Source organism: Rhizobium sp. 3T7 (assembly GCF_020166565.1).
In the GTDB taxonomy this organism is placed as follows: domain Bacteria; phylum Pseudomonadota; class Alphaproteobacteria; order Rhizobiales; family Rhizobiaceae; genus Rhizobium.
The window spans coordinates 93894-120720 of sequence record NZ_JAIQXS010000012.1 but is presented as its reverse complement, the minus strand read 5'-3'; the positions used below and the strand labels follow the sequence as shown (position 1 = coordinate 120720).

Sequence of the window (26827 nt, the reverse complement as noted above, 5' to 3'; positions counted from 1 at the left end):
GAGGGAATTCAGGATGAACGACACGCGCCTGATACGGGCAAAGAGTGGCACCAATCATGAAGGCACCAGCGCCCATAACCGGCGTGTGATGATGGATGCCCTGAGGATGAACGGGGCGCTCTCGCGCGCTGATCTGGCGCGCGCCACCAAGCTCACCAAGCAGACCGTGTCGAACATTATCGACGAACTCGAACAGGAAGGGCTGGTCACCGCGCAGGAAGCCGTGCGCAAGGGCAGGGGCCAACCATCGACACCCTATCGGCTGGTGCCGGAAGGGGCGTTTGCGATCGGGCTACAGATTGATCGTCACGTAACGCGTGCCATCGCCGTGGATCTTGTCGGCAATGTGCTGACGCGAGCCGAGGCGAACCTGCCGCCCGATGGGCCGTCACGCGGTGCAGCGGTTATTCTCGAACTCATCGAAAAGGTTCGCCGCGATCTTGCTGGGCTTGTCGCGCAATCGGAGCGGCGGCTCGTTGGTCTGGGTGCGGCAATGCCCGGCCCGTTCGGTATCGAGGCGACGGGTGACGATCCCTGGATGATGGCGGCCTGGCAGAAATTTCCGCTGCTGGAAACGCTTGCGACGGGCACGGGCCTTGGCGTTCGTCTGCAAAACGACGCGGCTGCATGCGCCACGGCAGAGCGCATGGTTGGCGCAGCCCACGGGCTCGATCACGCCGTCTGCCTCTATCTCGGTTACGGCATCGGTGCCGGCCTGATTCTCGGCGGGGAACTCTATAGCGGTGCGCATGGCAATGCCGGCGAAATCGGCATGGCCCTGCTTTCGGCAAGCGGCAGCCCGACGCCACTCGAACATCGCGCTTCACTCGCCTCGCTCTATCAGCATCTGGCGATCGATCCGGCCGATCCAGGCGTCTACGCGATGGTGAACGAATTGGCGCTGAAGGATGATGCGAGAATTCAGAGCTGGATTGAAGAAGCCGTGATGGATCTGCGCTGGAGCGTGCACCTGATCGAATCGATCTTCGATCCGCAGACCGTGATCCTGTGCGGCGGTGCGCCGGAAGCCTTGGCGCGACGTCTGGTCGAGGCAATGCACCCACTCCCACCGTCGATCGCCGATCGCCGAGACCGGCTCATTCCTCGCTTCCAGCTTGGAATGACCGACCCCTGGGCCGTCGCCCTTGGCGCCGCCGCCGACCCGATCAGCCGTGCCTTTGATCCGAGCTTTGCGGCTATTCTCAAGGATTCACTATAAGGGCGTTACTGCCGATGGATCGGATCGATCCATGGCACGTCTTCCGGCTTTTCGACCGGTTCGATATCGAGATTGACGACCACCGGCTCCTGGCCGGACCGGATGACGACGCATTCTAGGGTCTCGTCGCGGCTGGCATTGATCTCCTGGTGGGGCACGTAAGGTGGCACATAGATGAAATCGCCGGGGCCGGCCTCTGCCGTGAATTCGAGATGGTCGCCCCAGCGCATGCGCGCCTTTCCCTTGACCACATAGATGATGCTTTCGAGATCGCCGTGATGATGGGCGCCGGTCTTCGCGTTCGCGTGGATGGTGACGGTGCCGGCCCAGATCTTTTCGGCCCCGGCGCGCGCACGATTGATCGCCGTTGCCCGGTTCATTCCGGGTGTCTGCGCCGTATTGGGATCAAGTGAGTTGCCTGGAATGACCTTTACGCCATGCGCGCGCCAGTCGATCTGATCGTGATGATGATCCTGGGTCATTTTTGCCTCCCTGAGGGTGCTCACCCTTTCAGATGATATCGCCAGGCCCTGCGAGCAGGAGTCAACAGGCGATTGGTCAAAGGCTTCGGATGCCGGCGATGTCGTCCAGCTTACCACGCAGCCTGCGCTTGACCTCCTCGTCCTGCTCCACCATGGCGGCAAGCAATTCGCGAAGCGTTCCGCGCAATCCATGAATCTGATCGATGAGATCCATAATGAGGTCGACGCCGGCGTCGTTGACACCCATATGCTGCGTCAGGTCGAGGATGAGCTGGGCCCGCGCAACATCAGTGTCGCGAAAATCGCGAGCGCCGTTACGTGTCTGCGGCAGCAGCCATCCCTGCTCGACCCAGACCTCAAGCACCCTCACATCGATCTTCAGAAAACGCCGGAATTCAAGATCATCCATGGCTATTCTCCCATGCCCTTTCTCGGATCCTGCGCATCGCCTGCCGTCCAGCCGGTCATGAACTCGGTCAGTTGTTGATCGGGTGCGTCCGGAAGCACGATTTTCAGCGAGATGTAGATGTCTCCAGCGCTGCCGCCTTTCTTCGCAACGCCCTTGCCCTTCAGGCGCAAAACCTTCCCGGTGTTCGAATGCGACGGCAATGTGAGGTTGATGGGACCGCTCGGCGTCGGCGCACGCACCTTGCCGCCGAGCACGGCCTCGCGCAGCGTAATCGGCAGATCGAAGCGAATGTCGTCGCCATCACGAACATAGAAGCGATGCGGACGCACGCGAATTTCCACGAGCGCATCTCCAGATGGGCCGCCGCCGATACCGGGCTCGCCTTTGCCTCGCAGCCTGAGTGTCTGGCCATCACGCGTTCCAGGCGGTATCTGCAGATCGAGCGCTGGCCCATCCGGCAAACGGATCTGTGTCTTCGTGCCGTTGACGGCATCGAGGAAATCCACCTCCATCGAGTAGTGGCGGTCCTGGCCTTGTGCGCGAAATTCTCCTCCTCGTGCGCGTCGCGAAAAGAAGCTCGAGAATATATCGTCACTGTCGCCGAAATCGGCAAAACCCGCACTGTTGTGGTAAGGATTGCCGGCGTTGGCGGCCGAGGCATAGTCGCGATAGTAGTGGCGCTGCGGCTGCTCGGCGCCGCTCATGTCGATCTCGCCGCGGTCGAAGCGCCCGCGCTTTTCTTCGTCGCTCAGCAGTTCGTAGGCAGCAGAAATCTCCTTGAAACGGTCCTCCGCCTTCTTGTCGCCGGGGTTAAGGTCGGGGTGAAGTTTCTTGGCGAGCTTGCGAAATGCGCTTTGAATGTCTTTTTGCGTGGCGTCCTTTTTCACGCCGAGAAGCTCGTACGGGTCGCGGCTCATACATATCTCCGGTTCAGTCGGCAAAAATCGCCGGCGTTTTGCGGCTATATAGGTTTCCTGACTTGCTCCGGCGAGAGGTCCTATCTCTGCGAAGGATGTCAGTTGCGACGCAGATTGAGATCGCTTGTTACGACCTGCTGGCCGGACGACGGATCCATGTCGACCGTTCGGATCCGGATCGCATTGTCGTCCACACGCTGGATCGTCATGCTAGCGCTGCGATCGCCATTGATTACCTTCGACCAGCGCACGGCGAGATTGATAGCATCGCCGCTGCGCGTTCCACGCAGGCCCGAAACGCCCCCTGCCGGGCCGATGTAACTGCCGGCATAGTGCGCGCCATTGACTTTGATGTTGGCGGAAACCGCTCGTGTGACGACGATCATCCCACGGCAAATTCCCTGCATCGAAAGCGCCTCGCCACTGGCCTCCGTCTTGATATTGCAGTTGAGGTTGATCGGGGACGAGGATGTCGTGCGCTTCATCATGCCTCCTCCGGTCCAATCACCGGCCAGCGATTGGAGGAAAGGCGCCTCATCGGCATATGCAGCGCCTGTCATGACCCAGAACAGCGCGGTGACAGCAGCATGGCGGCAGCACTTCATGACGTCCTCCCCTGAAGATGATCAAGAATGCTTCAGAATGCTCAAAGTTCCCTCGGTGAGTAGCCAACCAAAATGTCCCAACGAGATACGCAAGTGCAAGGGATTTCTCTTGCCTGGGCGCGTCGGACCGTCGGCATCGCAGGGACGTCATGCGGCGAGGAAAATTGCTCCTCAGATCCACTTCATGAGGTACAGACGTCCTTTCTATAACTCATGCTCCTACAATTTTTGAGCGATAGCAACCGATTCTATCGCTCACAACCGGCACGATTTGGGACGGCGACATAGCGAATTGGGCGCGCTTCACTGAACGGTTTGCCGCAGCGGTTTCACACAGGGTACTCCAGCGCCCGTCAAGGTCACATCCGAGGGTTACTCCGTGCGGAGACGATTTCTCTCCAGAATATGTCCCAGCAGGAACCTGGGACGCGAACACGGATGTAGTGATTACCTTGCGTGACCTTCACGAATTCCAACCGACGTCAGCTGCCCTCAACCTGTCGAGTAGAGGTTTTGTGATAACGTTGAACAGCTTGGGATCGTCCAGGGCCCGCGCTGACAACATCGCACCGTGCACTGTTGCCATGAATAACTGAGCTTCGTCAGCGGGCTTTTTGATGAGTTGGAATGCGCCTTGGTCCGCCCCAGCCTTCAAAACGTCACCCAACCATTGAGCCAACCGCTGGAAATGCGCACGCACTCTCGCGGCTATCTCCTCTGGCAACATTGCCATCTCGCCGGCGAGCATGGCGCAGACGCAGATCGGTGCCGATGCGTCCTTGATACATTGCTGCCAGTAGCCGAGATAAGCTTTCAGTCGCTCGAGCGGGTTGGGAAAGCTCTCGTCCAGGGCCTTGAGGCCCTCGGATGCTTGCCGACGATATCGATCAACGAGAACCGCGACCAGCTCGCTCTTGGTCGGGAAATGATGATGGATGCTTGCCTTCCGGATTCCAATGGCACCCGAGATATCGGCATAGCTGAAGCCATTGTAGCCACCTCTCACGATGAGTGACTGCGCGATGTCCAATATCTTGTCCGAGGTCGAAGGCATTGTCTCCATAGCTGTTCCTACCTATTGGTAGGAAGGCTGTCAACGTTCTACAGGATTTTTATAACCACTTGACAGAATTTTCACTGCTACCTACTAGAAGGTAGGCAAAACAAAAACGGAGCCAGCTATGATCAGCCAACAATCCTCGCAGTCCAACTGGTTGCGATCCTATTACTACGTGCGTGCAGCCTTCTCGATCATCTGGGTGGCGGCCGCCATTCTCTACGCCGGAAACCCGATCTTGGCATCGGGATTACTCGTAATCTACCCTGCATGGGATGCCGTTGCGAACCTTGTCGACGCCCGCACAAATGGCGGCTTCAAAGCCAACAGCTCGCAGACCCTCAACGTCTTCGTCAGCACCGTTACGACGCTTGCCGTGATCTTGGCCGCGACGAAAAGCACGTATGCCATTTTGGCCGTGTTTGGTGTTTGGGCCATTCTGTCCGGCGCACTCCAGCTGATGACCGGTGTCCGCCGGTGGCGCGGCTATGGTGCGCAGTGGGCGATGATCCTGAGCGGAGGCCAGTCCTGCCTGGCTGGCGGGTTTATGATCACCCAATCGCTCGGTACCACGCCGCCTTCCATTCTCGACGTCGCCCCATATGCCGCCTTCGGTGCCTTCTACTTTCTGATTTCGGCGATCTGGTTGACGGTGTCAGCTCGCCGGAACGCCGAAGCTTGACGGGCAAGCCCGCCCATAGCCTATCGCTATCGTTGTACTTGCGCCCAAGCTAAAATTGTAATTATCTCTGCGAACCAACTTCTGAGCGAGGGGCGTTCATGTTGAGGTTCGCAGTCATGGATGCTTGCTTGCGGCTCCAGCGCGGCAACCCGGTTGGCCTTGATCACATCCTCGTCGGGCGCGGCGTCAAAAATTCACAAGGTGCCAAGCATTTAAGCATCGGCGATCTCGGTAGCAGCATAGCGGGGCCGAACCCTGATGGTAGCGATCAACAGCTGGCCATCTCTGATCATTGCCCCATCGTGGCGCAGATATCTTACTGAGCCGACGGCTGCCGTCTCTGCGGGGGGCACGTCAGCCTCAGACGTCGTGCGCTGCCTTGCAATGAGCACAGCGGGCGGGTTGACATCCAGCGGATCGTGGCAGGGCAACAGTGTATTGAATGCCTGAACTTGCGCCTCGGCTCAAGGGCGTAGCCGTACCATCTGCTCGCCGGTCTGGGCATCATAAAGGGCGAGATCGATCACGAAGTCACCTGACCTGCCAACGAGATCGAGGATCGTCGCCGCAAGGCGCACAGCACAGAGAGGATTGACCGCCAGATCCATCGTCTCGCTGCTAGAGAGGGCAAAGCGGGCGAGCAGGTCGCCTTTTTCCGTAGGGCCGAACATTCGGAAGCTATCGACTTCCAGATATGCGTCTGCGTCGCCTTCGCTTGATGGGAGTTGCGCGTCGAAGAGGCGGACAAACTCGTCCTTTTGTTCAGCCGACAACATTTGCTCCTCCTGAAAGGTCAGCATTGGGAACGGACCGCCCGAACCTGACGGCATCAATGAACGCTCGCAGGGCAGGAGCCATCTGCCGCTGCTGTGGGTAGCAGATAAACCAACCCGGGAACGGCGCGGACCAAACTTCGAGGCAACTGATCAAGCGTCCTTGCGCAAGGTAATCGGCTACTGTGTCCTCGACCGCAAATCCTATTCCCATCCCTTGAAGAACAGCATTCACCGCCGTCTCCTTGTCGCTCACGATGAGGGGGCCGTTGACGGCGACGCTGAACCATGCGTCGTTCTCGAAGAATTCCCAGGCATAAGGCGCCTGATGGCCAGGCCAGCGCCACCGTACGCATCGGTGCTGGACAAGATCACGCGGATGCTGGGGACGACCATGCCGGCGGAAGTAGTCAGGTGTCGCGATAGCCAGTTGGCGTAACTCAGGTCCCAGACGTACAGCGACCATATCTCGTTCAATGACCTCGCCGATCCTTAGCCCGACGTCATAGCCTAAAGCGACGATGTCAACCGTCTCATCATCGATCGTGATGTCGAGCACGATGTCGGGATAGCGTTCGGCAAAGCTCGTAAGGATTGGTTCGATATGCTTCTGCGCCGCCGAGCGGAACGTGTGCACGCGAACAGTGCCCGCCGGTCGTTCGCCAGCAATTCTTGTCTGTGCCAGGGCTTCACCCAACTCGAACGCCGCGGGTCGAACGCGTCGGAACAGGTTCTCGCCAACCTCCGTCAGTGATACGTTCCTGGTCGTTCGGTGGAGGAGCCTCATTCCCACCCGTTCCTCAAAGCTGCGGATCATCTGGCTAAGTGCCGATGGCGACACACCGAGCACCTCTGCGGCGCGGCTGAAGCTCAGGTATTCGGCAACGGCGATGAAGGCGCGCATTTGATTGTAGTCGTTGCCCGCCGGCAGCTTGTCCACCAACATGTCTTGCATTGTTAAGTTCATCTAACAAGGACATTCACTTTCCTGCGGATTATACAGTGCCAGCCGATATGGCAAGTTCCTTCTTGTCGAAAACGAAGGAGCATTTCATGACCACTTGGTTCATCACCGGCATTTCACGCGGCCTTGGGAAAGCACTGGCCCAGGCAGGGCTAGCAAGGGGCGATACTGTCATTGGAACGGTCCGCGGGACCGACCTGCCTATAGAAGACGGTCCGGGTCGGTTGCACATTCTTTCGGCCGACCTTAGCGACGGCGAAGCGGCGGAGGCTGTCACACGTCAGGCGTTTGAGATCGCGGAACAGATTGACGTTATCGTCAACAACGCGGGCTATGGCCTGCTCGGCGCGCTCGAGATGGCAGCCAACGAGGATGTCGCAAGGCTTTTTGCCGTCGACGTCTTCGGGCCATTCCGCATCATCAAGGCAGCCCTGCCGCATTTGCGAGCGCAGGGACGTGGTCATATCGTCAATGTCACCTCTATCGCAGGCCGCGCTCCTGGCGTCGGAACCGCCATGTATTCTGCCGCCAAAGCTGCCCTAGAAGGGATGTCGGCGGCCCTTGCGTTGGAGGTCGCGCCTTTCGGTATCAAAGTCACAGCGGTCGCCCCGGGTGCATTCCGCACGGATTTCCTATCGGGCCACTCAATCCGAAAGAGCGATGCCGCCGGTGAAGCGTACGCGCAAACGGTCGGGAAGAGTTCAGCAGCCTTTGACGCTGCCCATGGCCGACAGGTCGGCGATCCGGTTCTCGCCGCGCAGGCAATCCTGGCTCTCGTGGACTCCGATAAGCCTCCGCTCCATCTCTTACTGGGAAGCGATGCTCTCCGGCGCGCGCGAAGCAAAATCGATCACGTCGCCGAGGAGATCGACGCATGGGAGACCATCACACGCAGCACTGATTTCGTGGACGCATAGGGCAGGCGGGTTGTTTCCGAGCCTCGGTGTTGTCAAGGTCGCTCGCTCACCTCGGGAACACTCAACTGCAGGCTGGCCTCGATAATAGGGGCAATAATCTCGTCGCCCTGCTCTGGAGTCGGCCCGGTAAAGCGACCGCCAAAATGGGCGAGCGACTTCCGGCGAGGAAGACGCCTTCACCACGTTAGCGGTGGCCCAATCAGCGTTTGCAAAGCACGCATTTGCGGAGTTGAAGGGCTCCAGTTTGTTGACCGAGGCGCAGTGGGTATCGGTAGATTCTGGCTTAGTCTCGTCTCTTGAAGTTCACGGCGATGATGACGACTACGGCGATCGAACAGCCGTTTGGCCCATACTATGCAGCATGCTCCATTGGCGAAGCGCTGCGATGTTCGGAAACACACCATTCTATGAGGGTTTGCATACGAGCGTAGAAGCAGGGATTGAGGCCGTACTGTGCTCGGCGATGTTTCTTGCCCTCGATGCGTTTCACACGAAGGCCTTGGGTTCCGGCGAGACGCGCGGCAAATGGAACCAGAGTGCAAGGTAGGGCGGAGGAGTTCGAATGGTTTCGAGAATGCTTCGATGGGGCGATTGCGCTCTCGGCAGACCAACACATCTCAGTGTTGGCCAAGAACGCGTACGCAATAAGTTCCTGGCTGGGCTCTGCGGCGAGCACGTCTGATGACCCGCTTTTGCATGCGGTATTACGTTCGGCCTTCGCCAGCAACGAGCTTCGGAGTATCCCCGTTGTCCGATGGCGGTTGTTGCACCGTGATGATAGAAGGAGGGTAGAGGCTTGCGCGAAGGAGTATTGTCTTGGCCGAGGCGATAAGCGGTTTCTACCTTGTGGCATTTGCTTCATAATCCGGATATTTCCCACCTGGAGAGAAAAGGAAGCTCAGTCATGGGTAAGCTGGTCCCGGTAGCGCTTGGCCTGATCACAAGCGCTCTCTTCAATATGCCAGCCCAGGCATTTCCGGCAATCAGCCCACCCGGGATCAAACCACCGCAGCAGGTAGAATCCCTACAATGGCGTCATGGAGACAGCGGCCTCTACGGCGGTTACGTTGCGATCGTCGGCGGCGCATTAACACAGCCGCACTACGGTCCGTACCTCGCAACATATTACGGCTCCTCCTACAGATATCAGCATCGGCCGCATGGCTATTATAGGCCGTACCACCAGTATGAACCGTCGGTCGCCTATGAGGGTGGGAGCCATGTGAGTTGGTGCTTTGCGCGCTATCGTACGTACAGGGCATTCGACAATACTTTCCAGCCCTACTATGGACCCCGTCTCCAATGTGTCGGACCCTATAAATGGCGCTAACCGCTAGCCTGCCGTTCGCCCCCAAGCGACACGCCCGTCTCGCGGTAATGTCCACCGACACGAGCTAGAGGCCCGTTTGCCGGCATCGCCCGCCGCGAACCGCGTCATATGCGACCGTGATTGCCTTTTCGCCAGACAAGTGTCGGAATCGACTTCGCTTACTCGTCTTTACAACGTGGCTTCCTTTGACGGGCCAAGGCGCAGAACGATGGGAGGCCGAAATGAAGAGGACAAAGGTTCGGTTGGAAGACCGGGGGCTGGTCGAATGCCCACGATGGCATGACGGCGAGCTGTGGTTCGCGGATTGGACAAGCGGCGAAATTCTCGCCTTGAGCGAGCACGGAACTGTTAGAGTGGCGACAACCGCGAAAGCTCCGCCCCTGTCGTTCGACTTCGGACCACAGGGCGACATGTACGTCATCGCGTCCGGGGCATCGCATTTGCTGCGGTTCAACGGCTCCGGAGTTGAAGAGTTCGCCTGGTTGGGAGCGGATGGTTGGAACGAGATCGTGATCGATCCGAAAGGCCGCATCTACGTCAACGGACCCGCGATCCTGCTGATACATCCCGACGGGACGGTCGAAACACAAGCGGAAGGCTTTCAGTTTCCGAACGGAATGGCTCTCTCTCCGGACGGCCGCACACTGGTTTGCGCCGAAAGCTGGGCGAAACGGCTGACATCGTTTGACGTCGCCGCCGACGGGAAACTCTCAAATCGAAGGGTTTGGGCCGATCTTGTCGGGCCGCCCGATGGCATATGTTTCGACACCGAAGGCGCGATCTGGTACGCCGACGTACCCAATGCCTGCTGCCGCAGGGTTCGTGAAGGCGGGGAGCTACTCGATGAAGTGAAGCTCGATCGCGGCGCATTCGCCTGCATGCTGGGCGGACCTGATCGAACCACCCTATACGTAACTGCCGCCAAATGGTTCGGGATGGACAAGATGGACCAGATGGGCGGAACTGGCCAGGTCTTGTCCGTCGAGGTCGAGACGGCCGGGGCGGGATGGCCTCACGGCTAGCCGGCATCTAGCGGCATCGGGACACAAGATCGGATCCTGAGGCGGCAAAGGGACGAGAAGCCACAAGCCTGGGACCCATTGGTTCCAATAACTGGGACTTTAATGTTCTTGGAACCATCCTGGAGCGTCAAAGGGGCAAACGGTGTTCGAGGCGTTCGCATCGCGCGTTGCGGTATCTCTTTCGATGCAAGATTTGGGCATGGACGATGGCCATTTTCTCCACGGCCCGGGACCTCAGCACCCTGTCTAAGTGGGAGATATTGGCGCAGCAACCGATTGGTGTTTTCATTCGAACCGCGCTGCCAGGGTGATCGAGAATCGCACAAGTAGATCTAAATGTCAGCGGCCATTGCCAGTCGCTGGCTTTGTGTCGGGTGACAGGGTTACCTGAAAAATAGACCCTATATGGTATAATCAGATCATCATATCCTCTATGAGATATAGGGTGCTCAGGTTCGCTTAGAACACTCGCTTTCGAATTCTTTGGTCAGTGCCAGCGTTTGGGCCCTTGCGATCAACGTCTTGGCATAGTCTTCCGGCATCGGCATGTCCTGCAAGAGATTTCGCCACTCATCTGCGGCTTGCTCCACGACGTGCCTGACTTCTTTCGTTGCCCTTTTCTCAGGTACACCGCACAGCGACGCCGCTCTCTGGAAGCGCTGACTGGTGATGATGTGGCTGTCGTGCGTGCCGCGAAACCGCAACGCCATTTTGTCCGACGGGTCGTAAACGACGCTCGCGACGATATCGTAGGCAGGACTTAACTGGCCTTCGCATGGCGTCGGGTACCACAGCGACCAGTTCTTGGTATGCGCATCGGTGTTGCCCATCAGAATGTTGGCTGCGACGCGACGGACCGATTGCAAAAATGCCTGTGTCCCGCCGCCCAATCGGGTGGCGATGGCCATGATCGTCTCTTCGTTCGCTGCCGAATATTTGCGGTCTGGCTGGTCACCCAACACCTGCAGGAAGTCCTCCACATGGACGCGCCTTCCACCCTCCTGCCGGTCGAAGCGCTTTACCGCCAGCGCCAGGTCGCCGCCTTTCAGCAGACCCGCCTCGACGCCCACCAGATCGGAGATCGGAACCAGCTCGAAGTCCGGTACCTCTACACCGACAGCCTTGGCCAGCATCATAGACGAATACTCGACTTCCGGCAGGCACCGGTACCGCTCGCTGGGCAGCTTGGCAATGATGTCACCTATTCCACCAATGGCCGGAATCGTCAGGCGTTGGTCCTGCTTCTGCATGGACATCTTTAGCTGCACACCAGCCAGAGAAAAGCGAATTCCAGAAGACGTCGTCGATGGCTCGGTAGGCAAGGTTGCGGGCAATGGGTTGGCTTCCTCACCTCGTACAAGGACCGCGCCCGGCAGGTCGCCACCCAACCAACGGAGAACGTCGAAATCGGTGGTCGAGCCGGTCGGCATGCCGCGCAGTACCAGGTCCTTCAACGCGCCTTCTGGAAGCAGGTTGGCGAACCAGGGATGAATGTCCCTGCCAGGTTTGCGCATTGAGCCATCGCGCAGCAACGCGATCGTCTGATCTTCATCTCCGTAGCGGAGGAGGGACGAACTGAGGATCGGCCTATACTGCCCCAGTTCGATATAGGCTTCGTCGATATCGAAGCGCACGATGCCACTCTCGTCGCGCACGAGTGAGCCGACGCGCACCTCGTGCGCACCAGCGGCCAGATAAACGCCAAGGAGGTCAAATTTGCTCATACATTCGGCCCACGATCATCGTCATCACCATCATCATTGGCGTCGGGGATGAACAGTTCGTCCCGGACGCTCTTCACTGGCTCCGGAACCTGCTGATGATCGCGATGCAGGTGCTGTTGCACCACGTTGCGCACCGAGCCGATAACCCTTCGCGGGATTATGACGATCTCAGCATCGAGGGCTGCGCAGACAGAGCGCAGGGTTGCGAGTTCGACGTTGGCGGTGCCGTTTTCGATGCCGGAGATCGTAGCTTGCTTTGTACCCGCAAGATCGGCCAAGGATGCCTGAGACATCTTTTTCGATTTACGCAGTTCCCGCACAGTCTGAGCCAAATCCATCGTCATAAACCCTTTAAAGGTATAGTCGTGAACATTTATACCTTAAACGGGGCATAACGCGCAAGCGTCGATAACAAGCATTGTCGGCCAACTACACCAACGCAGGCGAGCCGTTTTGAGCTTCTAGCAGTGACGTCCTGGAAGTTACGGCTTCGAAGTCCTATTAGCCCGACCAAGGCATATTGACGATCACGCCGCAGAACCGCGCTTTTCCAACCGTGGGTCCTGGCTTGTCATAAGCGTTCAGCTTGAGCGACGCCTACAAGGAAGCGTAGTCGATGAATGACAAATCGGTCTTGTGCTACGCCCGGAAATGACAACCCGTCTGTAAGTATATGACGCCGACCGACGTCCGGTGGCTGGTGGCTGGCGGCGGCAGGTACTATGGCTACGCTGGCTTCCGGATTAAGCGACGGCCAAATATTGCATCAATGCCAGGGGCACCGAGTAGATGGCACCGGTTCAGGCCATATCACGATGCGTTGTCGAGCGCGTCCCGCTGCTTGAGCAGCTGCTCGTATAGTGCCTGCTGCTCTTCAAGGTGCTCCTGAATTAAGTCGTCATCCGACGCGCCGCTGACACCGGCAGCCTGCTCGATGAGGGTCCTGATGTTCTCGCTGACTTCGGCAATTCTGGCCTCGAGATCTTCTCGTTCTGTGGAGGCAGCCATCGATGCTATCCTTTCGATGATGATCATCTGCACAAGCGGTGCCACGTATTGTCGATTTCGATGCCAAGCGCCGGCCATGGGGCGCGGCTCTAACGCCGCGCGCCACGAGGTGGCGGTCAGACGAGGTCGAAACGGTCCTATAGCCGCTCAGACGAGGGCGAAACGGAGAAAAGCAGTATCGCCAAAAGCAATTTCAATATCCCCAGGCGTGACGAGTTCGATCGCACCGCACAGCGTGCCCGTTGTGATGAGCGCCCCGGCCTTGAGCGACGTGTTCGGCCGCAGGCCATCGTTGGCGTAGTCCAAAAGCCATGCAAGCACATCGCCCTTCGGATGCTGAGCTGGCGCGTCGAAGATTGGCTGGCCGTTGAACGTTATCTTGAGCGGCGTGCCGCTTGCCCCATCGATGGCCGACTTTTCCACCCGAGGACCGAGCACATAGCCGCTATTTCCTAGCCGATCGGCCAGGAATAGCAGGAACGAGATCTTGCCGCTCTCCTCGACCGCGCTCGCCAGAAGTTCCGCGCCGAGATGAACAGCGTCGATCGTATCGACGATGTCGGCGCGGCTGTAGCTGCCCTCGCGGCGGATCGGCAGGTCGCGGCCCAGGCGCACAGCGATCTCTGCCTCGAACTTGGTGCCTCTCTGCCAGGGAATCCGCGCTCCAGAGTCGGCTTGCACATAGGGATGCAGTGGCGCGGTCACGGCCTGCCCATCGGGCGAGACGGTCACTTTCCAGGCATTGCTTTCGATAGCCTCATCGGCGACAAGAAAATTCTGTGCGTCCATTGCGTGCCTGAGATCGGCAGGCAGCGCAAATTCGGCCGTCGGCGCCTGGGTTTGTGAGCGGCGCAGGCCGTGTAGTTTTGCTGCAAGCGCACGCGGATCAAAGGGTGCGGCGGCTGAAGCTGCCATAAGGTCTCCTCCATTTTTCTTTGAGTCGCGAGCCTATAGCTAACGCTAAGATGGTGCGAGGGGTCTCGATGGAAAGAAGGCTATGCCATCGCCGCATGCCAAGCCTGGCGGTAGGCTCCGAGCCCGGGTATGGCGCTCGGCGCAATACGCCGCTCGCCGCCGGCAGGCGGCTTGATACCGGTCAAAAGGGCGGCACCCTGGCTCGTACCGGTCGATCCGGGGATGGCGATGACATCGCGGTTGGTTAGTGCGGCAAGCAGCATCAGATAGAAATCGTTGAGTGCAAAAGGTCCTTCGACGATAACCGGGCCTTGCGCGCCAATCAGATCGAGGCAGGCCTGGTTCATCAATGCGAGATAGAGGCATAGCGCGGCATACCGCTCGTCGCCGGTCGCGCTCTGCGCGTTGACCCAGCGTGCGCTTTTGCCGGGGAACGGTCCGGCGCCGGGTACAACGTTCGGAAGCAGCATCAGACCTTTCACGATGACCTGCCCGATTGCCGAGGCAACCTCTTGCTTGTCGACATGTCCGATCTCGCCTGAGATCGTTTCAAATTCGCGTCCGCCCATGAACCGGGAGGAGGGAACAGCGCGGCCATAGGCATCGACATTGGCAAGTGTGTCGCGCTTGGGATCGAGATGATCGAGATCTCCGCCGACACCGAAATTGATCACCCATGTGCCTGTCGAGACAACTGCGAACGGTGCTGCTCGATCAATCAGATGCGGCAGAAGTGACGCGTTGGAATCGTGAATGCCACAGTAGACAGGGATCTCACGGGTGAGGCCGATCGCTTCGGCAATATCAGGCAGAACCGGCCCGAGCGGATCGAAGGCAGAGCGGATCGGCGCCATGAGATCGCGGACGCCAAGCGCGTCGACCAGCGAGGAATAGCGGCCCTCACGCGGGTTCCAGAGATCGGTGTGGCAGCCGAGTGAGGTCACCTCGTTAGACACAATGCCGGTCAGTCGCGCTGTCCAGTATTGCGGATAGGTGAGGATCGTTACGACCTTGGCAAAGTCATCGGGGAAGGCGGTCTTCTGGTAATGAAGCTGTGCGCCGATATTCAGGCCCATGGTTTGGTGCGGCGAAGAGGTTTCCTCGAAGGGGGGGCGCAGCCGCGCGTAGGCATCGCGAATATCGGCGGGATATTCGTGTTCGTAATCGAGCACCGGCATGGCCAAATTGCCGGCCTTGTCGAGAAGCGCAGCCGACGCTCCATGGGTGGTGATCGAGATGGCGTCGAAACCAGGCTCCTTGGCGAAGGAGCGAAGGGCATCCAACGTGAAGGACCAGAGCTTGTCGATATCGTAGTGCGGATAGAGACCGTCACTGAGGACCGTGTTCGGGGTCCTCGCCTCTGCGACCTCCGCGCCGGTCGCGCTGTCCAGGACCACCACTTTGGCATTGGTCTTGCCGATATCGAGAACGGCGATGCGGCTGTAGTTCGATGTCATGGCATATGGAAGACAGTGACGAGGTCGCTCTGGACGGGAGAATTGTCCGGGTTGGTTGCCATGATATCAGCCATGTGCGTCCACCACTTCTTCATGACAGGATGCTCGGGCAGGCTTGCCATCGTATGATCGGCGCGACGTGTCAGAACGCCGAACAGCGTGTTCGTTTCGCGGTCGAGATGGATCGAGTAGTCGCTGGCGCCGGACTGGTGCAGCAGATCGATCAGTTCCGGCCAGATTTCGTCGTGCCGCTTCCTGTACTCGGCTTCCATGCCGGGGTTGAGCGTCATCTTGAAGGCGTGTTTTTCCAGCGTCATTTGGAGCTCATGGCTTTGAGGCGGCGGGCGACGATCGGGATCGCGATGGTGATGATCAAAAGCAGGCCGATGAAGATCGACATGACGATGCCGGGGACATTCAACAGGCCGAGCCCGAAGGTGACGAGGCCCATGACGAAGGCGGCGATGACGACGCCACCGATCTTGCCCGAGCCGCCGAGGATCGAGACACCCCCGAGTACGACCATGGTGACGACTTCGAGTTCCCATCCCTGGGCAATCGAGGGACGGGTAGAACCAAGGCGCGAGGTCAGGCAGACGGCGGCAACGCCGCTCATGACGCCGGTCAGGATGAAGAGGATGAATTTCACGCGCTCGACCGGAATACCCGAGAAGCGGGCGGCGAAGTCGTTATTGCCGATCGTATAGACCTGGCGGCCGAAATTCGTGGCATGCAGCAGGATCGCAAAGGCGATTGCCAGCACAATGAAGAGCACGAATTCGAAAGAGAAGACCCAAAAGACGTAACCCTGGCCGAAGAAGGCGAAATCCTCCGGATAACCGCCATAGGCCTGGTCGCCGAGGACGATATAGGAAATGCCGCGGAACAGGCTCATCGTGCCGATCGTGACGACGATCGACGGCAGCTTCATGACGGAGACGAGAAAGCCGTTGAACATGCCGCACAGCAGGCCGACGCCAAGGCCGATGAGGACCAAGCCGGGTGCTCCGACGCCGACTTGCGCTGCCGCTCCCATGGCTGTCGAGGCTAGCGCAATGATGGCGGCAACCGAAAGGTCGATCTCGCCGGCAATGACGAGCAGCGCCATGGCAAAGGCGATCATCGCCTTTTCCGTGAAGTTGAAGGTCGCGTCCGACAGGTTCCAGGCGTCCAGGAAGTAGGGGGATGCCAGAGAGTTAAAGATGAAGATCAGGACGGCGACCCCGAAGAGCAGAACTTCCCAGCTCGACATGATGCGCTTGAACGGCGTGCCGAGGCGATCGGGGATGACGCGCTTTTGGCTCGGCGTGGAAACGACGGTGCTCATGCTGCCACCTCTGCGGGGATCTCTGCTGCGGCCTTGTCGCGCAGGATGATGCGACCACGATTGCGCTCGCGCCTTGCGTTGAAGACGACGGCGAGAATGATGACGGTGCCCGAAATCGCCATTTGCGTGAACGGTGAGATGCCGATGACGGGAAGTGCGTTCTTGATGACGCCGAGGAACAGAGCTCCAAGCACAGTGCCGATGACCGAGCCGACACCTCCGGCAATCGAGATGCCGCCGATGACGCAGGCCGCAACGCTGTCGAGTTCGAAGCCGCTGGCGATATCGACATAGGCGACGGCGTAGCGCGCGACCCAAAGATAGCTTGCAAGGCCGGCGAGCGCGCCCGACAGAACGAAGGCGAGGAACTTCGTCCAGCCGACATCAATTCCGGCGTACACTGCAGCCGTTGGATTTCCCCCCGCAGCATAGGTGGAACGCCCGAACTGGCTGTATTTCAACAGCATGTAGATCAGGGCGACAATGACGATCGCAGCCCAGCTGAGCACCGGCATGCCAAGGACGACAGTGCGCGGAACGTTGAGGAATGTCGGCGTCATCTGGTGCGCGTTGACCCATTCGCCGCCAGACAGCACGAAAGCCATGCCGCGATAGATGGTGAGCGTACCGAGCGTGACGACGATCGGCGGAATTTCCAGTGCCCAGACGAGGAAGCCATTGATCGCACCGAGAAAGGCGCCGATCAGGATCGCCGCGAGGATGAGTACGATGAGCGGCAGGTCGGGATAGGCGGCATTCATCATCGCGATCGCCATGCCCGTGAAGGCAAGGTTTGCAGCAACCGACAAGTCGATCGACTTGGTGAGAATGACTGTCATCTGCGCGAGCGCAAGGATGATGAGGATCGACGTGTCATTGAAGATTGCGGCGAGGTTGCCGGGCGTTGCGAAGTCCTGGGCTCTTGTCGAGAAGATCGCGACCATGACCGCGATGATGACAAAGAGCAGCGTTTCGCGCTTTTTTAGGAGTCTAGACATTCCGATTACCTCAAGCATTACCGGTCGCGGCGCGAACCAGCGTCTCCGGCGTCAGATCCTTGCGTTCGAAGAGACCGGCCATCAGGCCTTCCTTCATCACGAGGACGCGGTCGGACATTCCGATGATCTCCGGCAGTTCCGACGAGATCATAATGATCGATAGGCCCTCGGCGGCAAGCTCGCTGATAAAACCGTGCACGGCGGCCTTCGAACCGATGTCGATGCCCTTGGTCGGTTCATCGAGGATGATCACCTTGGGCAATGTCGCCAGCCATTTACCGATCACGACCTTCTGCTGGTTGCCGCCAGATAGCGTTCCGACAGGAACGGAGAGGGCTGCAGCGCGCAGATCCAGGCGTTCGGCATATTTGCGAGCGAGCGCAAATTCATTGGCCGCCTTCAGAAAGCCCTTGCGCGATGTACGCGTGAGTGATGGCAAGGTTATGTTCTGGTAGATCGGCATTGGCAGGGCCAAGCCGTGTCGGCCACGCTCCTCCGGCACATAAACGATGCCGGCTCGGATCGCATCAAGCGGGGAATGGACTGAAAGCGACTGCCCCTCAAGCTTCAGCGTGCCGGATGCAGGCCTGGTGATACCGAAGAGGGATTGGCACAGCTCGGAACGACCCGCACCGATCAACCCGTAGACGCCAAGGATCTCGCCCTTTCGAAGCGTGAACGAAATGTCGCGAAACTCGGTCGGGTGACAGTATTTCTCGACTTCGAGCACCGGGCCGCCGATCGCCACGTCGACCTTGGGAAATGCATTCTCGACATCGCGGCCGACCATGAGCCGGACGATATCATCTTGCGGCGTCTGCTTGAGTTGGCCGTGGCCAACAGCGCGGCCGTCGCGGAAAACGACGAAGTTATCGGCAATCTCGTAAAGTTCGTCGAACTTGTGGCTGATGAAGAGGATGGCTTTGCCCTGCGCCTTCAGCCCCTGGACAATGCGGAAGAGGTCATCGATTTCCTTGCGCGATAATGCTGCGGTCGGCTCGTCCATGATGACGATGCGTGCTTCGATCGAAAGCGCTCGCGCGATGGCGACGAGATGGCGCTGAGCAATCGAGAGATCCTTGAGGCGGATCGTCGGATCGATATTGCTTTCAAGCGAATGCAGCAATTCCTTAGAGCGACTGTTCATCAACTTCCAGTCGATCGTGCGGAACCTTGTGCGCGGGGCATGGCCGAGGAAGATGTTTTCTGCAACCGTCAGCTCATCGAAGAGCACGGTTTCCTGGTGGATGGCGGTGACGCCGACGTCGATGGCGGCCTGCGCATTGGCGAATGTCGTGGGCTTGCCGTCGACGATGATTTCGCCTTCGTTTGGCCGATAGATGCCGGTCAGGATCTTGACCAGTGTTGACTTGCCGGCGCCGTTTTCGCCGATCAGGGCGGTGACCTTGCCCGGATAGAGCGCAATGCTGACATTGTCGAGCGCCTTCACGCCGGGGAAAATCTGCGAAATGCCACGCATTTCCAGAATGGCGGGCGCCTCGTCGGTCTTGAAGCCTGCGACGGGTTGTTGAAGGGCGGTGTTCATCAGCGGTTACCGGTGTCGAATTGGAAGGTCCCGGCGGCTTTAGCCGCCGGGTTCTGTTTCTTGAGCGAATTCAGGCTCAGAAGACCTTCGAGAACTGGTCGATGTTCGACGCATTGTAGACGAACGGGTCGGCCATAGCAGCTTCTCCGTTCTCGCCGATCTTGATCTTGCCCATGCGGCCGGCTTCGATTTCGGTGCCCGGCTTGCCAGTCGCGTCTCCCTTTACGAGATGGTAGGCGATTTGCGTTGCGGAGTAGCCGAGGTCGATCGGGTTCCAGATGGCGAATTCCTTGGTTGCGCCCGACTTGATCGCGCCAGCCATTTCCGACGGCAGACCGAGGCCAGTCACATAGACCTTGCCGACAAGGCCTTTGTCTTCGACGACCTTGGAAGCGGCCAGAACGCCGACCGTCGTCGGAGCGACGATGACCTTGACGTTCGGGTTCGACTTCAGCAGGCCTTCGGCTTCGCGATAGGACTTGTCCGACAGATCGTCGCCGTAAACGGTGGTGACGAGGTTGAGGCCCGGGAAGTCCTTGAGCTGCTTCTTCATCTGGTCGATCCAGATGTTCTGGTTCGTCGAGGTCGTCGTGGCCGACAGGATCGCGAAGTCGCCCTTGCCGCCTTCGAGGTGGTCCTTGGCGAGCGTCAGGCACATTTTGCCGATCAGTTCGTTCGACGACGGGTTCAGTTGCAGGATGCGGCCGTCCTTGTTGACGCCGGAATCCCACGAGATGACCTTGATGCCGCGCTGCTTGGCCTTCTTCAGGGCCGGCACAACTGCATCCGGATCGTTGGCGGAGATGGCGATGGCATCAACACCCTGAGCGATCAGCGAGTTGATGACTTCGATCTGGCCTTCGGCCGTCGTCGAAGTCGGGCCGGTGTAGATCACTTCTACGCCGCCGAGTTCCTTGGCCGCTTCCTGGGCGCCCTTGTTCGCAGCCTCAAAGAAGCCGTTGCCGAGCGATTTTACCACAAGACCAATCTTGACGTCTTTGGCGCTAGCCGCGCCGGCCATCATGGCGACGGCAAACGCCACGCCGATTGCAAGTGTCTTTGCGAGTTTCATGCTTCATCCTCCCACGTTGATAAGACTTGACTACATCCTGACGGCGCCACTCACGCGACCGACGAGGAATCCTCCTTCGCTTGCGAGACCGTGCTCGCTATGACGAGCTTGATGCCCGCATCTTCGATCATCCGGACGGAGTCTTCGGGAACACCGTCGTCAGTGATGATTGTCGAAACGCGGTCGAGCGGGCACAGAATGAGGCTCGACCGGCGGTGAAACTTGCTGGAATCGACCATCACGACCAACTCGTCGGCCTGATGCATCAGCTTCTGCTCGCTCTGAATGATTTGCGCGTCGGCTTCCATGATGCCGAGCGGGCCGACGCCCTGCGCACCGATAAAGAAGCGGCGGGCGTAAAAATTGCGGATCGCATCGTTGTCGAAGGGCGACAGGATCAGGCTCTGCTCTCGGTAGATGACGCCACCTGGCACCGTCACCGTATTCTTCGAGTGCTTGACCAGGTGCTCGGCGATCGCAAACGAGTTGGTCATCACCTGCATGCGATGGGCCGCCATGAAGTGCACCATCTGGAACGTGGTCGTGCCGCCATTGATGATGATGGCATCGCCCGGATCGCACAGATCAACGGCTGCCCGCGCGATTGAGCGCTTTTTATCGATGTTGACTGATTCCGAAACCCGAAAGGGGCGTCCAGCGAGATTTCCGAGCTGCGGCGGGTGCACGGCTTCGGCGCCGCCACGCACACGCCGGATCTTTCCCTGCACGTGAAGGGCCGCGATGTCACGCCGGATCGTCGCCTCGGACGCCTCGGTCAGTTCGGATATATCCTGAATCGTGACGACCGACTTTTCCTGAACGGCGCTCAATATGATGCGATGGCGTTCGCGTTCGTGCATGGGGTTCCTCCTAGCTTGCTTATTTCGCAGTTGTGAGAATGTGTCAATCAAAAACGATCATAAAATTTCATATTGCGTTGCAACATAATCGAATTTGATCGTTTTCGATTGACAATGTCCATTTCGATGAGCGATACCGTCACCGCAAAGGAGCGCTGAGTTCGTTCGCGCTTCCAAGAAATTTTACATGGGAGGATGACATGGCGGCAACCGTCCGGCTTCTTGACAACCGTTGGGACGACTCATACGCGGCAGGCCTCGATGAGCCCGGTAAGCTGCTGTATCGCTCGAATCTGCTTGGCGCAGACAAGCGCATCACCAACTATGGCGGCGGCAACACCTCTGCCAAGGTGATGGAAACCGATCCGCTGACTGGCGAAAAGGTCAAGGTTCTCTGGGTCAAGGGTTCCGGCGGCGACGTCGGCACTATCAAGCTCGACGGATTTGCGACGCTCTATCAGGACAAGCTCGACTCGCTAAAGGCGATCTACAAGGGCGTCGAGGACGAGGACCGCATGGTCGGCTTCCTGCCGCATTGCACCTACAACCTCAACAGCCGCGCTGCCTCGATCGACACGCCGCTACACGGTTTCGTGCCCTTTAGGCATGTCGACCACATGCATCCGGATGCAATCATCGCAATTGCTGCCTCGAAGAACTCCAAGGAACTGACGAAGCAGGTTTTTGGCGACGAAATCGGCTGGCTGCCATGGCGCCGTCCGGGCTTCCAGCTCGGCCTGGACCTCGAAGCCTTCGTCAAGGCGAACCCGAATTCGAAGGGCGTCGTGCTCGAAAGCCACGGTCTCTTTACCTGGGCAAACGATGCCAAGGCCTGCTACGAGCTGACGCTCGAGATCATCAACAAGGCGATCGTCTGGTTTGCCGAAAAGACGGAAGGCAAGACGATCTTCGGTGGCGCCGCTACGCAGAGCCTGCCGGTTGAAGAGCGCCGCGCCATTGCAGCCCGCCTGATGCCCGAAATCCGTGGCCGCATCGGCAAGGCGGAGCGCAAGCTCGGTCACTTCGACGACCAGGAGGCCGTGCTCGAATTCGTCAACTCCAAGAACCTGCAGCCGCTAGGCGCGCTCGGTACCAGCTGCCCGGACCACTTCCTGCGCACCAAGATCCGCCCACTGATCGTCAATTTCGACCCGGCAAAGCCTGACGTGGATGCGATCGTTGCCGGTCTCGACCAGGCGCTCGAAGACTACCGCGCCGACTATGCGCGCTACTACAACGATTGCAAGCATGCCAATTCGCCCGCCATGCGCGACGCGAACCCGGTTATCTTCCTCGTTCCTGGCGTCGGCATGCTGTCGTTTGCCCGCGACAAGGCGACTGCCCGCATCGCCAGCGAGTTTTACGTCAACGCCATCAATGTCATGCGCGGTGCTTCGACCGTTTCCGAATACCAGGGTCTGCCCGAGCAGGAAGCATTCGACATCGAGTACTGGCTTCTCGAAGAAGCCAAGCTCCAGCGCATGCCGAAGCCGAAGAGCCTTGCTGGCAAGGTTGCCTTCGTCACTGGCGGTGCCGGCGGCATTGGTCGTGCAACGGCTGCCCGCCTGATCGGCGAGGGTGCTTGCGTGGTGCTTGCCGACATCGACCAGGATGCACTCGACAGCACAAAGGCCGATTTCGCCAAGCAATTCGGCGCGGATGCCGTTCGCGGCGTCAAGCTTGATGTGACCAAGGAAGACGCCGTTCTCTCGTCCTTCGCGGAAGCATGCGTCGAATTCGGTGGTGTGGATATCCTCGTTTCGAACGCAGGTATCGCTTCGTCTGCGCCGATCGAAAGCACCGAGCTTTCGATGTGGAACAAGAACATCGACATTCTGGCGACCGGCTACTTCCTGGTGTCGCGCGAAGCCTTCCGTCTTTTCCGCAAGCAGAACCTCGGCGGCAACGTCGTATTCGTCGCGTCCAAGAACGGTCTGGCATCCTCGCCGAACGCTGCGGCCTACTGCACGGCCAAGGCGGCCGAGATCCATCTTGCCCGTTGCCTGGCGCTCGAAGGCGCAGAAGCCGGGATTCGCGTCAACACCGTCAATCCGGATGCGGTTCTTCGCGGATCGAAGATCTGGAGCGGCGAATGGCGCGAACAGCGTGCCGCATCGTCAAAGATCGAGATCAACGAGCTCGAAGAGCATTACCGCAAGCGTTCCATGCTGAAGCTCAATGTCTTCCCTGAGGACATCGCCGAAGCAATCTACTTCCTGGCGTCTGATCTCTCGGCGAAATCGACCGGCAACATCATCAACGTTGATGCCGGCAACGCGCAGAGCTTCCCGCGCTAAGTCCAACTCTGCGGCGGGCGCCATGCCCGCCGCTTCTTATCCACATGTGTCGGGAGGAAACCATGGCCGAGTTCAAGATCGCGCAGGACCTGATTGCGCAAGAAAACGACAAGCGCGCGTCCGCGCTGAAATCCGACTACGAAGCACTTGGCGCCAATCTTTCACGCCGTGGCATCGACATTGAAAACATCACACGCCGCGTATCCGAGTTCTTTGTCGCCGTTCCGTCCTGGGGCGTAGGCACTGGCGGTACGCGCTTTGCCCGCTTTCCAGGCACTGGTGAACCGCGCGGCATCTTTGACAAGCTGGACGACTGCTCCGTCATCAACGAGCTGACGCGCGCCACCCCGAACGTCTCCCTCCACATTCCGTGGGACAAGACCGATGCCAGGGAACTGAAGGCAAAGGGCGATGCGCTCGGCCTCGGTTTCGACGCGATGAATTCGAACACCTTCTCCGACGCGCCAGGCCAGAAGCATTCCTACAAGTATGGTTCGCTCAGCCACACTGATGCCGCAACGCGTATACAAGCCGTCGAGCACAATCTCGAATGCATCGAGATTGGCAAGGCGATCGGTTCCAAGGCACTGACCGTCTGGATTGGGGACGGCTCCAATTTCCCCGGCCAGAGCAACTTTACCAAGGCCTTCGAGCGTTACCTTGCGTCGATGGCCGACATCTACAAGGCACTGCCGGACGACTGGAAGCTGTTTTCCGAGCACAAAATGTACGAGCCGGCCTTCTACTCGACGGTCGTGCAGGACTGGGGCACCAACTACCTGATCGCCCAGACGCTCGGCCCCAAGGCGCAATGCCTGGTCGACCTGGGCCATCACGCGGCGAACACCAACATCGAAATGATCGTTGCCCGTCTGATCCAGTTCGGCAAGCTCGGCGGATTCCACTTCAACGATTCGAAGTATGGCGACGACGACCTCGATGCCGGTGCGATCGAACCGTACCGTCTGTTCCTTGTGTTCAACGAGCTGGTTGATGCCGAGCAGCGTGGCGTCAACGACTTCAATCCGGCCCACATGATCGACCAATCGCACAACGTGACCGATCCGATCGAAAGCCTGATCAACAGCGCCAACGAAATCCGCCGCGCTTATGCGCAGGCTCTGCTTGTCGACCGCAAGGCGTTGGCCGGCTATCAGGACGAAAACGACGCGCTGATGGCAACCGAAACCCTGAAGCGCGCTTACCGTTCTGACGTTGAGCCGATCCTGGCGGAAGCGCGCCGCCGCGCCGGCGGTGCGATCGATCCGGTCGCAACCTACCGCGCAAGCGGCTACCGCAGGAAAGTTGCTGCTGAGCGTCCGGCTTCGGTTGCCGGCGGTGGCGGCATTATCTGATCCTTAAGCCTCCCAAGGCTGGTTTGTCGGGCCGCTGTCTATGGGACGGCGGCCCGATTCCGTTTTATGGCTTCCATTCGCCGGCGATCTGCCGGGTGGCGATGTTCAGTCGGTTCCAGACGTTGATGTTGGCGATGGCGATGACGAGGGCCGCCAGGCTCTTGCCATCGAAATGCCGCGCGGCTTCGTCCCAGATGTCATCGGGCACCGGGTCGGCGCGATCGCTGACGCGAGTGACCGCCTCCGTCAAGGCAAGGGCTGCCCGTTCGGCCGGCGTGAAGTACGGCGTGTCGCGCCAGGCGCTGACAGCAAACAGGCGCTCGTCCGTCTCGCCCGCCTTCTTGGCAATGCGCGGATGCCCGTCGATGCAGACACTGCAGCCATTGATCTGGCTGGCGCGCAGATTGAGGAGTTCCAACAGGATTGGCGAAAGACCTGATTTGGCAGGTATTGTCCCGAGGGCATGCAGAGCCTGCATCGCTTCAGGGACGACGACGGCTGGATTTCCCATTCTTGCTTGCATCATATGTCTCCTTGAGGTGTTTTCCAAAATGACGCCGCCGACTGTACTTTGTCACATCGGCCGGTTTTCGTTCGTCATGGAGTTGACGGAACAGGCTGGAGGAATGTGACAATGGATAAAAAAAACTGGCTGGCTGGGGAATTCGAAGCGAACAGGGCGCATCTCAGCGCCGTTGCCTATCGTATGCTGGGCTCCCGCGCGGAGGCCGACGACGCCGTTCAAGAGGCCTGGCTGCGGCTCGGCCGTTCCGATGCTGACACGATCGACAATGTCGGCGGCTGGCTGACGACCGTTGTGGCACGCATCTGCCTGGACGTGCTGCGATCAAGAAAGACGAGGCGGGAAGAGCCGTTTGATCTACCCGTTCATGAGCGCGTCGCAGATACATCCAAGGCGACCGATCCGGAGCGCGAAGTGGCCCTTGCCGATTCCGTCGGCCTGGCGCTGCTCGTCATTCTGGAGACATTGGCGCCGGCCGAGCGCGTCGCCTTTGTACTGCACGATATGTTCGATCTGCCCTTCGACGACATCGCGCCGATCATTCACCGGTCTTCGGCGGCAACGCGCCAGCTCGCAAGTCGCGCCCGCCGTCGGGTCCAGGGCAGGACGGATGTGCCGGAGGCGGACGCCGCGCGCAAGAAGCAGATCGTCAACGCCTTCCTTGCGGCCTCGCGCCTTGGCGACATCAAGGCACTGCTCTCGATCCTCGATCCGCAGGTGGTCTTCACTCCCGACGCTACAGCGATGCGGTATAACCCCTCCGTTCGCGAGCTTCGCGGCGCAAATGCCGTCGCACAAACCTTCAAGGGGCGGGCCCAGGCCGCCCAGCCCGCGCTGATCGATGGAGAGTTCGGGCTGGTGGTCGTTGTGGGTGGACAACTGCGCGTCGTCCTGCTTCTGACTTTCGAAGGGCAGACGATCACTGCGATCGATGCGGTTGCCGCCCCCGAGTATCTTGGACATCTAAAATACGAGTTGCTGGGAGAATAGTGGCGCCGATCCCCAAACGGGCCGATCCGCAAACGGAAAGAGCCGCCGCTTGGTCAGCGACGACTCTCACAGGGGCAGGGAAGCACCCGAAACTTCAGCAATAGCTGCACATGGCCGCTGGGTTGTTGGAGATCACGTTCAGAAATTTGCCCACTGGAGAGGTCCGTTGTTCGCGCTTCTTGGCGGCCGTCTCAAGCAGACGCTTGAAATCGTCAAGTTTCACGCCGTCGGCGCGGAGCACCATGGCGATCAGGGGGTCGCGAAGGGCTTCGGTAATGGTCAGGTCTTCTCTGGTCTTGCTCATGGTTTGCCTCCTTTCGTGGGCGGTAGCCCGTGTTCCACCCCGGCCGCATCATTCAACCACGTTGACTTCTGCGA

At 59.2% G+C, this 26827-nt stretch carries 29 protein-coding genes; 9 read left to right on the top strand and 20 right to left on the bottom strand.

Annotated features, from left to right (window positions below; all coding sequences use genetic code 11):
- Positions 1–13: 13 nt before the first annotated feature.
- Positions 14–1219: an ROK family transcriptional regulator gene (locus K9B32_RS18095; protein WP_224564636.1), complete on the top strand. Its 1206-nt coding sequence runs from the start codon at positions 14–16 to the stop codon at positions 1217–1219.
- Positions 1220–1224: 5 nt separating this feature from the next.
- On the opposite strand, the gene K9B32_RS18090 is transcribed toward K9B32_RS18095, so the two are convergent.
- From K9B32_RS18090 to K9B32_RS18070, 5 genes are all read right to left on the bottom strand, one after another.
- Entirely contained in the window at positions 1225–1701 is a 477-nt protein-coding gene (locus K9B32_RS18090; protein WP_224564634.1) for a cupin domain-containing protein, read from the bottom strand.
- A 76-nt stretch (positions 1702–1777) separates the two neighbouring features.
- The gene (locus K9B32_RS18085; protein WP_224564632.1) at positions 1778–2110 is read right to left on the bottom strand and encodes a chaperone modulator CbpM; all 333 of its coding nucleotides are present in this window, start codon (positions 2108–2110) and stop codon (positions 1778–1780) included.
- Between the two features lie 2 nt (positions 2111–2112).
- The gene (locus tag K9B32_RS18080; protein WP_224564630.1) at positions 2113–3027 is read right to left on the bottom strand and encodes a DnaJ C-terminal domain-containing protein; all 915 of its coding nucleotides are present in this window, start codon (positions 3025–3027) and stop codon (positions 2113–2115) included.
- A 98-nt stretch (positions 3028–3125) separates the two neighbouring features.
- Positions 3126–3632, bottom strand: coding sequence for a hypothetical protein (locus K9B32_RS18075; RefSeq protein WP_224564628.1), 507 nt, complete (start codon positions 3630–3632; stop codon positions 3126–3128).
- A gap of 463 nt (positions 3633–4095) precedes the next feature.
- Positions 4096–4695 carry a TetR/AcrR family transcriptional regulator gene (locus K9B32_RS18070; protein ID WP_224564625.1) on the bottom strand — a complete coding sequence of 200 codons (600 nt, stop codon included), beginning with the start codon at positions 4693–4695 and terminating at the stop codon, positions 4096–4098.
- A gap of 118 nt (positions 4696–4813) precedes the next feature.
- On the opposite strand from K9B32_RS18070, the gene K9B32_RS18065 reads away from it, so the two are divergent.
- Positions 4814–5371 (top strand): DUF308 domain-containing protein, encoded by a 558-nt coding sequence (locus tag K9B32_RS18065; RefSeq protein WP_224564620.1) that lies wholly within the window; start codon positions 4814–4816, stop codon positions 5369–5371.
- A 98-nt stretch (positions 5372–5469) separates the two neighbouring features.
- Entirely contained in the window at positions 5470–5694 is a 225-nt protein-coding gene (locus tag K9B32_RS18060) for a hypothetical protein (RefSeq protein WP_224564617.1), read from the top strand.
- Between the two features lie 141 nt (positions 5695–5835).
- Here K9B32_RS18060 and K9B32_RS18055 read toward each other — a convergent pair whose 3' ends face one another.
- Positions 5836–6147, bottom strand: a complete 312-nt coding sequence (locus K9B32_RS18055) for a hypothetical protein (protein ID WP_224564614.1) — start codon at positions 6145–6147, stop codon at positions 5836–5838.
- Positions 6134–7090 (bottom strand): LysR family transcriptional regulator, encoded by a 957-nt coding sequence (locus K9B32_RS18050; RefSeq protein ID WP_318013349.1) that lies wholly within the window; start codon positions 7088–7090, stop codon positions 6134–6136. The genes K9B32_RS18055 and K9B32_RS18050 overlap by 14 nt, the downstream gene beginning before the upstream one ends.
- A gap of 107 nt (positions 7091–7197) precedes the next feature.
- Here K9B32_RS18050 and K9B32_RS18045 point away from each other — a divergent pair, with 107 nt between their 5' ends.
- The 3 genes from K9B32_RS18045 to K9B32_RS18035 all read left to right on the top strand — a co-directional run bounded on the left by K9B32_RS18045 (position 7198) and on the right by K9B32_RS18035 (position 10377).
- Positions 7198–8025, top strand: a complete 828-nt coding sequence (locus K9B32_RS18045) for an SDR family NAD(P)-dependent oxidoreductase (RefSeq protein ID WP_224564608.1) — start codon at positions 7198–7200, stop codon at positions 8023–8025.
- Between the two features lie 904 nt (positions 8026–8929).
- Positions 8930–9355 (top strand): BA14K family protein, encoded by a 426-nt coding sequence (locus K9B32_RS18040; RefSeq protein WP_224564605.1) that lies wholly within the window; start codon positions 8930–8932, stop codon positions 9353–9355.
- Between the two features lie 221 nt (positions 9356–9576).
- Positions 9577–10377: an SMP-30/gluconolactonase/LRE family protein gene (locus tag K9B32_RS18035; RefSeq protein WP_224564602.1), complete on the top strand. Its 801-nt coding sequence runs from the start codon at positions 9577–9579 to the stop codon at positions 10375–10377.
- Positions 10378–10826: 449 nt separating this feature from the next.
- On the opposite strand, the gene K9B32_RS18030 is transcribed toward K9B32_RS18035, so the two are convergent.
- The 11 genes from K9B32_RS18030 to K9B32_RS17980 all read right to left on the bottom strand — a co-directional run bounded on the left by K9B32_RS18030 (position 10827) and on the right by K9B32_RS17980 (position 21284).
- Entirely contained in the window at positions 10827–12101 is a 1275-nt protein-coding gene (locus tag K9B32_RS18030) for a type II toxin-antitoxin system HipA family toxin (RefSeq protein ID WP_224564599.1), read from the bottom strand.
- Positions 12098–12445 carry a helix-turn-helix transcriptional regulator gene (locus K9B32_RS18025; RefSeq protein ID WP_224564597.1) on the bottom strand — a complete coding sequence of 116 codons (348 nt, stop codon included), beginning with the start codon at positions 12443–12445 and terminating at the stop codon, positions 12098–12100. The genes K9B32_RS18030 and K9B32_RS18025 overlap by 4 nt, the downstream gene beginning before the upstream one ends.
- A gap of 466 nt (positions 12446–12911) precedes the next feature.
- Complete coding sequence (locus tag K9B32_RS18020) at positions 12912–13109, bottom strand: hypothetical protein (protein WP_224564595.1); 198 nt, start codon at positions 13107–13109, stop codon at positions 12912–12914.
- A gap of 147 nt (positions 13110–13256) precedes the next feature.
- Complete coding sequence (locus K9B32_RS18015) at positions 13257–14024, bottom strand: fumarylacetoacetate hydrolase family protein (RefSeq protein WP_224564593.1); 768 nt, start codon at positions 14022–14024, stop codon at positions 13257–13259.
- Positions 14025–14104: 80 nt separating this feature from the next.
- Positions 14105–15481 carry an FGGY-family carbohydrate kinase gene (locus tag K9B32_RS18010; RefSeq protein ID WP_224564591.1) on the bottom strand — a complete coding sequence of 459 codons (1377 nt, stop codon included), beginning with the start codon at positions 15479–15481 and terminating at the stop codon, positions 14105–14107.
- Positions 15478–15798 (bottom strand): L-rhamnose mutarotase, encoded by a 321-nt coding sequence (gene rhaM / locus K9B32_RS18005; protein WP_224564589.1) that lies wholly within the window; start codon positions 15796–15798, stop codon positions 15478–15480. Before rhaM ends, K9B32_RS18010 begins: the two co-directional genes overlap by 4 nt.
- A complete protein-coding gene (locus K9B32_RS18000) occupies positions 15795–16808 on the bottom strand; it encodes an ABC transporter permease (protein ID WP_224564588.1) in 1014 nt (337 codons plus the stop codon). Before K9B32_RS18000 ends, rhaM begins: the two co-directional genes overlap by 4 nt.
- Positions 16805–17806 carry an ABC transporter permease gene (locus K9B32_RS17995; RefSeq protein ID WP_224564585.1) on the bottom strand — a complete coding sequence of 334 codons (1002 nt, stop codon included), beginning with the start codon at positions 17804–17806 and terminating at the stop codon, positions 16805–16807. The genes K9B32_RS18000 and K9B32_RS17995 overlap by 4 nt, the downstream gene beginning before the upstream one ends.
- Before the next feature lie 10 nt (positions 17807–17816).
- Positions 17817–19352: a sugar ABC transporter ATP-binding protein gene (locus tag K9B32_RS17990; RefSeq protein ID WP_224564582.1), complete on the bottom strand. Its 1536-nt coding sequence runs from the start codon at positions 19350–19352 to the stop codon at positions 17817–17819.
- Positions 19353–19428: 76 nt separating this feature from the next.
- Complete coding sequence (gene rhaS / locus K9B32_RS17985; protein ID WP_224564579.1) at positions 19429–20424, bottom strand: rhamnose ABC transporter substrate-binding protein; 996 nt, start codon at positions 20422–20424, stop codon at positions 19429–19431.
- 50 nt (positions 20425–20474) lie between these two features.
- Entirely contained in the window at positions 20475–21284 is an 810-nt protein-coding gene (locus tag K9B32_RS17980) for a DeoR/GlpR family DNA-binding transcription regulator (protein WP_007795859.1), read from the bottom strand.
- A gap of 200 nt (positions 21285–21484) precedes the next feature.
- Here K9B32_RS17980 and K9B32_RS17975 point away from each other — a divergent pair, with 200 nt between their 5' ends.
- The gene (locus K9B32_RS17975; RefSeq protein ID WP_224564576.1) at positions 21485–23581 is read left to right on the top strand and encodes a bifunctional rhamnulose-1-phosphate aldolase/short-chain dehydrogenase; all 2097 of its coding nucleotides are present in this window, start codon (positions 21485–21487) and stop codon (positions 23579–23581) included.
- A gap of 62 nt (positions 23582–23643) precedes the next feature.
- Positions 23644–24936, top strand: a complete 1293-nt coding sequence (gene rhaI, locus K9B32_RS17970) for an L-rhamnose catabolism isomerase (protein ID WP_224564573.1) — start codon at positions 23644–23646, stop codon at positions 24934–24936.
- Between the two features lie 64 nt (positions 24937–25000).
- On the opposite strand, the gene K9B32_RS17965 is transcribed toward rhaI, so the two are convergent.
- Positions 25001–25459, bottom strand: a complete 459-nt coding sequence (locus tag K9B32_RS17965) for a carboxymuconolactone decarboxylase family protein (RefSeq protein WP_224564570.1) — start codon at positions 25457–25459, stop codon at positions 25001–25003.
- Between the two features lie 111 nt (positions 25460–25570).
- Here K9B32_RS17965 and K9B32_RS17960 point away from each other — a divergent pair, with 111 nt between their 5' ends.
- Entirely contained in the window at positions 25571–26449 is an 879-nt protein-coding gene (locus tag K9B32_RS17960; RefSeq protein WP_224564568.1) for a sigma-70 family RNA polymerase sigma factor, read from the top strand.
- Positions 26450–26543: 94 nt separating this feature from the next.
- Here K9B32_RS17960 and K9B32_RS17955 read toward each other — a convergent pair whose 3' ends face one another.
- Positions 26544–26753 (bottom strand): hypothetical protein, encoded by a 210-nt coding sequence (locus K9B32_RS17955; RefSeq protein WP_037129892.1) that lies wholly within the window; start codon positions 26751–26753, stop codon positions 26544–26546.
- Positions 26754–26827 lie beyond the last annotated feature (74 nt).

Excerpts from the sequence above, each read along its gene's own strand:
- K9B32_RS18095 (WP_224564636.1), top strand. The coding sequence starts at position 14 with ATGAACGACACGCGCCTGATACGGGCAAAGAGTGGCACCAATCATGAA.
- K9B32_RS18090 (WP_224564634.1), bottom strand. The coding sequence starts at position 1,701 with ATGACCCAGGATCATCATCACGATCAGATCGACTGGCGCGCGCATGGC.
- K9B32_RS18085 (WP_224564632.1), bottom strand. The coding sequence starts at position 2,110 with ATGGATGATCTTGAATTCCGGCGTTTTCTGAAGATCGATGTGAGGGTG.
- K9B32_RS18080 (WP_224564630.1), bottom strand. The coding sequence starts at position 3,027 with ATGAGCCGCGACCCGTACGAGCTTCTCGGCGTGAAAAAGGACGCCACG.
- K9B32_RS18075 (WP_224564628.1), bottom strand. The coding sequence starts at position 3,632 with ATGAAGTGCTGCCGCCATGCTGCTGTCACCGCGCTGTTCTGGGTCATG.
- K9B32_RS18070 (WP_224564625.1), bottom strand. The coding sequence starts at position 4,695 with ATGGAGACAATGCCTTCGACCTCGGACAAGATATTGGACATCGCGCAG.
- K9B32_RS18065 (WP_224564620.1), top strand. The coding sequence starts at position 4,814 with ATGATCAGCCAACAATCCTCGCAGTCCAACTGGTTGCGATCCTATTAC.
- K9B32_RS18060 (WP_224564617.1), top strand. The coding sequence starts at position 5,470 with ATGTTGAGGTTCGCAGTCATGGATGCTTGCTTGCGGCTCCAGCGCGGC.
- K9B32_RS18055 (WP_224564614.1), bottom strand. The coding sequence starts at position 6,147 with ATGTTGTCGGCTGAACAAAAGGACGAGTTTGTCCGCCTCTTCGACGCG.
- K9B32_RS18050 (WP_318013349.1), bottom strand. The coding sequence starts at position 7,090 with ATGTTGGTGGACAAGCTGCCGGCGGGCAACGACTACAATCAAATGCGC.
- K9B32_RS18045 (WP_224564608.1), top strand. The coding sequence starts at position 7,198 with ATGACCACTTGGTTCATCACCGGCATTTCACGCGGCCTTGGGAAAGCA.
- K9B32_RS18040 (WP_224564605.1), top strand. The coding sequence starts at position 8,930 with ATGGGTAAGCTGGTCCCGGTAGCGCTTGGCCTGATCACAAGCGCTCTC.
- K9B32_RS18035 (WP_224564602.1), top strand. The coding sequence starts at position 9,577 with ATGAAGAGGACAAAGGTTCGGTTGGAAGACCGGGGGCTGGTCGAATGC.
- K9B32_RS18030 (WP_224564599.1), bottom strand. The coding sequence starts at position 12,101 with ATGAGCAAATTTGACCTCCTTGGCGTTTATCTGGCCGCTGGTGCGCAC.
- K9B32_RS18025 (WP_224564597.1), bottom strand. The coding sequence starts at position 12,445 with ATGACGATGGATTTGGCTCAGACTGTGCGGGAACTGCGTAAATCGAAA.
- K9B32_RS18020 (WP_224564595.1), bottom strand. The coding sequence starts at position 13,109 with ATGGCTGCCTCCACAGAACGAGAAGATCTCGAGGCCAGAATTGCCGAA.
- K9B32_RS18015 (WP_224564593.1), bottom strand. The coding sequence starts at position 14,024 with ATGGCAGCTTCAGCCGCCGCACCCTTTGATCCGCGTGCGCTTGCAGCA.
- K9B32_RS18010 (WP_224564591.1), bottom strand. The coding sequence starts at position 15,481 with ATGACATCGAACTACAGCCGCATCGCCGTTCTCGATATCGGCAAGACC.
- rhaM (WP_224564589.1), bottom strand. The coding sequence starts at position 15,798 with ATGACGCTGGAAAAACACGCCTTCAAGATGACGCTCAACCCCGGCATG.
- K9B32_RS18000 (WP_224564588.1), bottom strand. The coding sequence starts at position 16,808 with ATGAGCACCGTCGTTTCCACGCCGAGCCAAAAGCGCGTCATCCCCGAT.
- K9B32_RS17995 (WP_224564585.1), bottom strand. The coding sequence starts at position 17,806 with ATGTCTAGACTCCTAAAAAAGCGCGAAACGCTGCTCTTTGTCATCATC.
- K9B32_RS17990 (WP_224564582.1), bottom strand. The coding sequence starts at position 19,352 with ATGAACACCGCCCTTCAACAACCCGTCGCAGGCTTCAAGACCGACGAG.
- rhaS (WP_224564579.1), bottom strand. The coding sequence starts at position 20,424 with ATGAAACTCGCAAAGACACTTGCAATCGGCGTGGCGTTTGCCGTCGCC.
- K9B32_RS17980 (WP_007795859.1), bottom strand. The coding sequence starts at position 21,284 with ATGCACGAACGCGAACGCCATCGCATCATATTGAGCGCCGTTCAGGAA.
- K9B32_RS17975 (WP_224564576.1), top strand. The coding sequence starts at position 21,485 with ATGGCGGCAACCGTCCGGCTTCTTGACAACCGTTGGGACGACTCATAC.
- rhaI (WP_224564573.1), top strand. The coding sequence starts at position 23,644 with ATGGCCGAGTTCAAGATCGCGCAGGACCTGATTGCGCAAGAAAACGAC.
- K9B32_RS17965 (WP_224564570.1), bottom strand. The coding sequence starts at position 25,459 with ATGCAAGCAAGAATGGGAAATCCAGCCGTCGTCGTCCCTGAAGCGATG.
- K9B32_RS17960 (WP_224564568.1), top strand. The coding sequence starts at position 25,571 with ATGGATAAAAAAAACTGGCTGGCTGGGGAATTCGAAGCGAACAGGGCG.
- K9B32_RS17955 (WP_037129892.1), bottom strand. The coding sequence starts at position 26,753 with ATGAGCAAGACCAGAGAAGACCTGACCATTACCGAAGCCCTTCGCGAC.